The sequence below is a fragment of the Mesorhizobium sp. M7A.F.Ca.US.006.04.2.1 genome (assembly GCF_004022915.1).
Lineage (GTDB): Bacteria > Pseudomonadota > Alphaproteobacteria > Rhizobiales > Rhizobiaceae > Mesorhizobium > Mesorhizobium ciceri.
Genome location: NZ_RZQA01001087.1, coordinates 1 through 1,790 on the forward strand (window position 1 = coordinate 1; position 1,790 = coordinate 1,790).

General features: G+C 63.0%; 1 protein-coding gene. It reads left to right on the plus strand.

What is annotated here, in order from left to right; translation table 11 throughout:
- On the plus strand, positions 1–1,790 hold a 1,790-nt coding region (locus tag EN925_RS34525), incomplete at both ends, for an FAD-dependent oxidoreductase (protein ID WP_164894610.1).

Consider the following 1,790-nt stretch of genomic DNA (forward strand, 5'->3'; position numbering starts at 1 on the left):
GAACAGGGCACGGTGAAGGCCGAGCATGTCGTCAACTGCGGCGGCCTGTGGGCGCGCGAGATCGGCCGCATGGTCGGCGTCGAGCTGCCGGTTCTTGCCATGGAGCACATGTATCTGCTCACCGAGCCGATGCCGGAGGTCGAGGAATTCAACAAGTCGACCGGCCGCGAAATGATCGGCGTGCTCGACTTCAAGGGCGAGATCTACACCCGCCAGGAGCGCAACGGCATCCTGCTCGGCACCTATGAAAAAGCCTGTAAGCCATGGTCGCCGGTCAACACGCCGTGGGATTTCGGCCATGAATTGCTGCCCCCCGACCTCGACCGCATCGCGCCGTCGCTGGAAATCGGCTTCAAGCATTTCCCCGGCATCGAGAAGGCCGGCATCAAGCAGATCATCAACGGCCCCTTCACCTTCGCACTGGACGGCAACCCGCTGGTCGGCCCGGTGCAGGGCCTGACCAATTTCTGGTGCGCCTGCGCCGTGATGGCCGGCTTCAGCCAAGGCGGCGGCGTCGGTCTGGCGCTGTCGAACTGGATGGTGCATGGCGATCCTGGCTTCGATGTCTGGGGCATGGATGTTACACGCTTCGGTGAATGGGCCGGCCTGCGCTACACCAACGCCAAGGTGCGGGAAAACTATTCGCGCCGCTTCTCCATCCGCTTCCCCAATGAGGAACTGCCGGCGGCACGTCCGGCGCAGACGACGCCGCTCTACGACACGATGCTGGCCAGCAACGCGGTCATGGGCGACAGCTGGGGCCTCGAAACCCCGCTCTGGTTCGCACCTGAAGGCAAGGAACCCAGGGATATCGTCTCCTTCCATCGCTCCAACGATTTTGGGCCGATCGGCGAGGAAGTGCGCGCCACGCGTGAGCGCGTCGGCGTCACCGAGATCGCCAATTTTGCCAAATACGAAGTCTCGGGACCCGCGGCCGAGGATTTCCTCAACCGGCTGATGACCAACCGCATGCCGAAGACCCGCCGCATCGTGCTGACGCCGATGCTCAACGAGTTCGGCAAGCTGATCGGCGACTTCACCATCGCCAAGGCGGCAGAAGACCGCTTCATGATCTGGGGCTCTTCGGCGGCGCAGAAATACCACATGCGCTGGTTCGAGAAGCACCTGCCGAAGGACGGAACGGTGCGCATCCACCGCTTCGACCAGACGCTGGTCGGCCTGTCGATCGCCGGGCCGAAATCACGGGACCTGCTGCAGAAACTGGTCGATGTCGACGTCTCGACAAAAGCCTTCCGTTTCATGGATTTCCGCGAGATGGCTGTTGGCGGGGCGCCCTGCATGGTCAACCGCATCACCTACACCGGCGACCTCGGCTATGAAATCTGGATGGCGCCGGCCTACGAACGCCTGGTTTACAAAGCAATCAAGGACGCCGGCGAGGAATTCGGCCTTGTCGATTTCGGCATGCGCGCTCTGCTCTCCATGCGCCTCGAAAAGAACTTTCCGACCTGGTTCCGCGAGTTGCGGCCGATCTATGGACCGTTCGAAGGCGCGATGGACCGCTTCATCAAGCTCGAGAAGAATGACTTCATCGGCCGCGAGGCCGCCGCCAAGGAACAGGCCGAGGGGCCAAAGCTGCGCCGCGTCTCCTTCATCGTCGATGCCGCCGACGCCGATGTCATGGGCGACGAGCCGATCTGGGCCAAGGTCAGCAAGGACTACGGCACGGTGGAAAAGCCGCATGGCTATGGCGCGCCGCGCTTCGACAAGGGCGGCAAGGAAATACGTGGCTCCAAGGCTGCCGAAGGCGCATCCGCCGTGCGCGGCAT